This window comes from Nocardia sp. NPDC002869, assembly GCF_046764065.1.
Classification (GTDB): domain Bacteria; phylum Actinomycetota; class Actinomycetes; order Mycobacteriales; family Mycobacteriaceae; genus Nocardia; species Nocardia rhamnosiphila.
In genome coordinates, this window is record NZ_JBKOOL010000071.1 from 21,416 (window position 1) to 27,415 (window position 6,000).

The window sequence follows — 6,000 nt, forward strand, 5'->3', positions numbered from 1 at the left end:
AGATGGCCGGAAGGCGCGGCATGGCAACGCAGTACGGCACGAGCTGAACGCAGTACGGTACGAGCGAGAGGGGTCGGGTCATGATGGTGTCGGGAAGGTCCGGAGCACCGGACGCGGCCGCGGGGCCGTTCCGGTGATCACGATGACCAGCCGCGTGCGGCCGACCACGAAGGGAGACCCGAGCATGGCCCATAATCGAGCCGGACGGCCCGCCCGCCCCGGCGATCTGGTGGATGTTCCGGCGCTGGTGACCGCGTACTACAGCCGGGTGCCCGACCCGGCCGAACCCACTCAGCGGGTGATCTTCGGTACCTCCGGGCACCGCGGTTCGAGTCTGGACGGCACCTTCAACGAGGCGCATATCCTGGCCATCACCCAGGCCGTAGTCGAATACCGGGCGACCCGGGGCATCACCGGACCGGTCTATCTCGCCCGCGACACCCACGCGCTGTCCGAACCGGCGTGGACGACAGTCCTGGAAGTGCTGGCCGGCAATGATATCGGCGCCGTGGTCGATTCCCGCGGCCGCTACACCCCCACGCCCGCGCTGAGTCACGCGGTGGTGCGTCACAACCGGGACGGCGCCCGGGCCCAGGCCGACGGCATCGTGGTGACCCCGTCCCACAACCCCCCGCGCGACGGCGGCATCAAATACAACCCCCCGCACGGCGGCCCGGCCGATACCGGCGCCACCGACAGCATCGCCGAACGCGCCAACGAACTGCTGCGCGGCGGCCTGGCCGGGGTGAAACGCGCTCCCCTCACCCGTGCGATGGACTCGGTGCAGCGCTACGACTACCTCGATCACTACATCGCCGACCTGCCCGCGGTACTGAATCTCGACGCCGTCCGGGGCGCGGGGATCCGCCTCGGCGCCGACCCCATGGGCGGCGCCAGCGTCGATTACTGGGAGGAGATCGGGCAGCGCTACGACCTCGACCTCGAAGTGGTGAATCCGAGTGTCGACCCCACCTGGCGGTTCATGACGCTCGACAGCGACGGCCAGATCCGGATGGATCCCTCCTCTCCGCACGCCATGGCCTCGCTGGTGGCCATCCGCGACGATTACGACATCTCCACCGGGAACGACGCCGACGCCGACCGGCACGGCATCGTCACCCCCGACGGCGGCCTGATGAACCCCAACCACTTCCTCGCGGTGGCCATCGAATACCTGGTGGCGAACCGGCGGGGCTGGGACGCACTCACCAAGATCGGTAAAACCGCGGTCACCTCCTCGATGATCGACCGGGTGGTGAGTGTGCTGGGCCGCGACGTGTACGAAGTGCCGGTCGGGTTCAAATGGTTCGTCCCGGGGTTGTTCAGCGGAAGCCTCGCCTTCGGCGGTGAGGAGAGCGCGGGCGCGTCGTTCCTCCGGATGGACGGCACCGTGTGGACCACCGAGAAGGACGGCATCCTGCTGGCCCTGCTGGCCGCCGAGATCGCCGCGGTCACCGGGCAGAGCCCCTCGACCCGCTACCACGAACTCGAACGCCGCTACGGTAGTCCCGCCTACGCCCGGATCGATGCTCCCGCCGAGCCGGAACAGAAGAAACTCCTCGCCGGTCTCAGCCCTGAGCAGGTGACCGGTGACGAGATCGCGGGCGAACCCATCACCGACATCGCCACCCGAGCCCGCGGCAACGGCGCCGCCCTGGGCGGACTCAAGGTGAGCACCGAGAATGCCTGGTTCGCCGCGCGGCCGTCCGGCACCGAGAACAAGTACAAGATCTACGCCGAGTCCTTCCACGGCGCCCACCACCTCGCGCAGGTGCAGGAGGCGGCCCGGGAGATGGTCGGGCGGGTCCTGGCCGCCGGGTAGCAGCCGGGAACCCGGGCGGGCCGAGGCCTACGGGTCGGAGCCCATCGACGAATAACCGCCGGGAGCCGGGTTGGTCGGGCAGGGACCGGGTCGGTCGGGCGGAGGCCGGGGCCGGGGCATACGCAGGATAGGACGGAGAGCCGGGCGTACGCCCGGTAGCGACCAAGGGCCGAGGACCGCCGACGCGCCGCCGCGTTCCGAGCGGTGCCCCCGGACCGGCCCGGTGAACCCCACGCCGGCGCGGGGAATTGTCGGGTCCACCCCGGCGTTGACTGCCTGGGTGAGTGGTGAGGCCCTGGCAGATGATCGACCCGGATCCGGGAGTGCGCACCGAACGGGTGGACAGGCCGGGCCGCGAACGCCGGGACTCCGCCGTCTGCTCCCGGCCCGCCCGCGTGTGAACACCTCGGGCAAACCCCCGCTACCCAGCGAGATATGGGTTCTGATCGGCGCCGCCTTCTGTATCGCGATGGGGTTCGGCCTGGTGTCCCCGGTGCTGCCGCAGTTCGCGCTCAGCTTCGGTGTGGGCGTGGCGGCCGCCTCCGCCATCGTGAGCGCCTTCGCCGCCATGCGGCTGCTGTTCGCGCCGGTCAGCGGCCGGCTCGTGCAGCTGCTGGGGGAGCGGCGGATCTACCTGGTCGGCCTGCTCATCGTGGCGATCTCCACCGGTGCGAGCGCCTTCGCCCAGACCTACTGGCAGTTGATGGTGCTGCGCTCGCTGGGCGGGGTCGGGTCGACCATGTTCACTGTCTCGTCGATGGCGCTGGTGATCCGGCTCTCCCCGGCCACCGAACGGGGACGGGTCACCGGACTGTGGTCGACCTGTTTCCTCATCGGCGGCCTGTCCGGGCCGCTGATCGGCGGCGCGCTGGCCGGCTTCGGTCTGCGCGCCCCGTTCCTCATCTACGCCGTAGCGCTGCTGCTCGCGGTCGCGGTCGTCTACTTCAACCTGCGCGATACCCGCCTCACCGAATCCGATACCGGCCGCGATGTGGCCACCGTCAGTTTCCGGCAGGGGCTCGCGCGTCCCGAGTACCGGGCGGCGCTGTTCTCCAACTTCGCCAGCGGTGCGGCGGTGTTCGGGGTCCGGATGGCGCTCGTCCCGCTGCTGGTGGTCGAAGTACTGGGTCAGCCGTCCGGGATGGCGGGTGTCGCGCTCACCGTGTTCGCGGCCGGTAACGCGACCGTGCTGTTCTTCTCCGGGCGGTTGTCCGACCGCTACGGCCGCCGCCCGCTGCTGATCTCCGGTGCGCTGGTGTGCGCGGTCGGCACCACCGGCCTGGGCCTGGCTCCGGACCTGACCTGGTTGCTGGTCACCTCGTTCGTCGCCGGTATCGGGTCGGGCCTACTCACCCCCGCCCAGCAGGCCGCCGTCGGCGATATCATCGGCAATCGCGCCCGCGGCGGCACCATGCTCGCCGGTTTCCAGATGTCCCAGGACCTGGGGACGGTTCTGGGCCCGATTGTGGTCGGCGCCATCGCCCAGCGGCTGTCCTACGGCGCCGGCCTGGCCGTCACCGGTTCGCTGCTCGCCGTGGCGGCGCTGGCGTGGTTGATCGTGCCCGAACCGATGGACCGCGCTCCCGCCGCACCGGAACCCGGCCCTACCGCCGAGCGCTCCGGCGTCTCCGTGGCGAAGACCTCCGGCGACGACCACACCGATATCGCCGGTGGTCCCGGTCCCGCAACCGCCGACAGCGGCTCGGGAAACCGCACCTGACCCGGGCCGGAACGATTCGCGCGTGACCGGTTCGCCCGGATACGGCAGAGTGGTCGCGTGAGCAACTCGCCGTCCGACTACACCCCGCGGCCGATGTCCAACCGGACCACCTACACCCTCGGTGCGCTGGCCCTGGTCCTCATCGCGCTGATCGTCGTGTTCGCCTACCGCTGGGGCGGCAACCAGCAGGCCGAGGTGCGCAGCGACGGCTACGGCACGGTGCGCAACGAGGCGGTCACCGCCGCCCTGCAGGCCGACGGTGGCGTCCGGCTCGGCCGGCCCGAGGCCCCCAAGACGATCGAGGTCTACGAAGACCCCATGTGCCCGTCCTGCGGAACCCTGGAAACCCTCTACGGCCAGGAAATCGCGCAGAAGCTGGACGAGGGGAAGCTCGCCGTCCACTACCGCTTCGTGAACTTCCTCGACCCCAAATCCTCCAGCGGTGACTACTCGACCCGGGCCATCGCCGCCCTCCAGTGCGTCGCCGACACCGGTTCCGGCGTCGCCTACTCCGAATTCCACGACACCCTGTTCACCACCCGTCAGCCCGACGAGGGCTCCGAGCTCACCGACGAGGAATTGCTCACCATCGCGACCGAATCCGGCGCCACCCAACCCGCCCGCGACTGCATCACCGGCGGCGCCCGCCGCGGCCAGGTGACCGATCAGGCCGCCGCCGCCCTCGACGCCTTGTCCGCGGCACTCGACGGCGCCGCGGCCACCCCGAGTGTGTTCGACGGCACCACCAAGATCGATGTCAACGAACCCGAGTGGGTCCAGCGGCTGGCGCCATGACCTCGACGTTCACCCGGAATCCAGGCGATTTGGTGCCCGGCGTCCCCGTGGTGTAACTTCGTTCAGGCAGCCGGGGAACCGGCGGCAGACATCCGGGGCTATGGCGCAGCTGGTAGCGCACCACACTGGCAGTGTGGGGGTCAGGGGTTCGAGTCCCCTTAGCTCCACCATGGGTGAACCCCCAGGTCAGAGGCCTGGGGGTTTGCTGTTGTTGGTGAACGCTCAGCCTGGACGGGGCGCTGAGCAGGGGAAATCCTGGTTCTTGGGGTTCTAGTTCCCCTAAAGTGTCTTTGCTTCTGGTGTTGATCAGGTCGGGAGGCTCGGCTGGTTTGCAGGCCTACTGGCTGTCGGTTTTCAGGGGCGGGTTCGTCCGTGGGTGTCGCGAGTGCGGACGCCTCGTTCGCGCAGGCGGTTCAGGACGGTAGTTGGGTCGACGGCGAGATGCCTGGCTACCTTGGCCAGGGACCAGCCTCGCTTGTAGAGGTCGATCGCTTGGTCGACTTGTTCGGGGGACAAGCCGCGTCGTCGCATCGGGATGTTGTGTCGGTGCAGGATCGTGCTGACGGTGCGGCGGTCGATACCGAATCTGTTGCCCAGTTCATAGGTCGTCGCGCCCGCGAGGTAGGCCCTGGATCAGGTTCTCGGTCTGGTCGGGATCGATTCGGCGTGGTCGCCGTCGTGGAGGATGGTCTGTGGAAATCGGTGTCGGCGGTGAACTCTTGTCGCCGATCGCGGCGGGAGCGTCGTACTCCCGAGGGGTATCGTTCATCTGGGTTCGCACGAGGTCGATGAGTAGCCGCCATCTTCCTGGCGTCGGGCGGGTCGCGACGGACGCCCTCCACCCGGAGCCCGGCCCAGTGAGTGGTGGTGCTGTTCGAGGCTGTCATACGACCATCCTCGGCCCGCACCACCCGCCCTGGCCATCATGTCGTTTGTCGGTGGTCCACCCTGCACTGTCAGTCCGACGTACCGACGTCAGTCTCACAGCTGGTGTACGGGGTAACTGCTGGTGTCCCCGAGTGTGTGCCGCGACTTCGACATCGCTCAGCTGGTCAGTTCGTCTTCCCATCTCGCGAAGCGTGCACGCATTGCGGTGATGGTGTTCGCGTCGATTCCGTAGGCGGTGAAGTCGCGGTCGGCGATCCTGCGGAGGAACGACAGAGACTCGGCGAACATCGTCAGGTCGAAGCCGGGTTGTGTTCGGTGGCGATGGTGATCAGCTGCTGCTGTGAATAGCGACCGCTGCCGAGTATTGCCTCGATGTCGAGGTAGTCGCGTGGTGCCCATCGGTTGAACAGGGCGTCCATCTTGCCGGCGACCGCGTCGTCGGGGTGCAGGACGGGCCCGACCTCGAGCAGGACCGGTGATTGCGAGCGCCAGAACACGCCGAGGTCGACTTTGGAGGTGTAGCCGTCGGGGTAGGTGACTGTGAGCTGCATCAGGTCCGGGGTCCGGCGAACGATCGTGACTGAGTGCCCGGCGGCCTCGAGCGCGGCGATCACGTCATCGGCCACTTCGCCGGGGGTGCCACGAACGTCTGAGAACTGTGCCCATCCCATGCAGCATGACCGCGTGTCCGCCCCCGCCGACCAATCCCCCGCGGCCCCCCCGTTGCCCTTCGAGCCGCGCCCCGATTCAATAGCACCCGAAAGAAAGCAAGTCA

General features: G+C 68.7%; 6 protein-coding genes and 1 tRNA gene. 4 read left to right on the forward strand and 3 right to left on the reverse strand.

What is annotated here, in order from left to right:
- Positions 1 to 184 precede the first annotated feature (184 nt).
- The 4 genes from pgm (at position 185) to ACLML9_RS15320 (ending at position 4,507) form a co-directional block, all read left to right on the forward strand.
- Positions 185 to 1,822, forward strand: a complete 1,638-nt coding sequence (gene pgm, locus ACLML9_RS15305; RefSeq protein WP_411946151.1) for a phosphoglucomutase (alpha-D-glucose-1,6-bisphosphate-dependent) — start codon at positions 185 to 187, stop codon at positions 1,820 to 1,822.
- Positions 1,823 to 2,291: 469 nt separating this feature from the next.
- Positions 2,292 to 3,542, forward strand: a complete 1,251-nt coding sequence (locus ACLML9_RS15310; RefSeq protein ID WP_411946158.1) for an MFS transporter — start codon at positions 2,292 to 2,294, stop codon at positions 3,540 to 3,542.
- A gap of 57 nt (positions 3,543 to 3,599) precedes the next feature.
- Complete coding sequence (locus ACLML9_RS15315; RefSeq protein WP_411946152.1) at positions 3,600 to 4,337, forward strand: DsbA family protein; 738 nt, start codon at positions 3,600 to 3,602, stop codon at positions 4,335 to 4,337.
- 94 nt (positions 4,338 to 4,431) lie between these two features.
- Positions 4,432 to 4,507: transfer RNA gene (locus tag ACLML9_RS15320), tRNA-Ala, on the forward strand.
- Positions 4,508 to 4,691: 184 nt separating this feature from the next.
- Here the strand turns inward: ACLML9_RS15320 and ACLML9_RS15325 are convergent.
- The 3 genes from ACLML9_RS15325 to ACLML9_RS15335 all read right to left on the reverse strand — a co-directional run bounded on the left by ACLML9_RS15325 (position 4,692) and on the right by ACLML9_RS15335 (position 5,851).
- Positions 4,692 to 4,868 (reverse strand): helix-turn-helix domain-containing protein, encoded by a 177-nt coding sequence (locus tag ACLML9_RS15325; protein ID WP_411946153.1) that lies wholly within the window; start codon positions 4,866 to 4,868, stop codon positions 4,692 to 4,694.
- Positions 4,869 to 5,381: 513 nt separating this feature from the next.
- Entirely contained in the window at positions 5,382 to 5,513 is a 132-nt protein-coding gene (locus tag ACLML9_RS15330) for a hypothetical protein (protein WP_411946154.1), read from the reverse strand.
- 2 nt (positions 5,514 to 5,515) lie between these two features.
- On the reverse strand, positions 5,516 to 5,851 hold the full coding sequence (locus ACLML9_RS15335; RefSeq protein ID WP_411946155.1) for a hypothetical protein: 336 nt from the start codon (positions 5,849 to 5,851) through the stop codon (positions 5,516 to 5,518).
- Between the last annotated feature and the right edge of the window lie 149 nt (positions 5,852 to 6,000).

What these genes read in the sequence shown, in the direction of transcription:
- pgm (WP_411946151.1), top strand. Translation starts at nt 185, where the DNA reads ATGGCCCATAATCGAGCCGGACGGCCCGCCCGCCCCGGCGATCTGGTG.
- ACLML9_RS15310 (WP_411946158.1), top strand. Translation starts at nt 2,292, where the DNA reads ATGGGGTTCGGCCTGGTGTCCCCGGTGCTGCCGCAGTTCGCGCTCAGC.
- ACLML9_RS15325 (WP_411946153.1), bottom strand. Translation starts at nt 4,868, where the DNA reads ATGCGACGACGCGGCTTGTCCCCCGAACAAGTCGACCAAGCGATCGAC.
- ACLML9_RS15330 (WP_411946154.1), bottom strand. Translation starts at nt 5,513, where the DNA reads ATGTTCGCCGAGTCTCTGTCGTTCCTCCGCAGGATCGCCGACCGCGAC.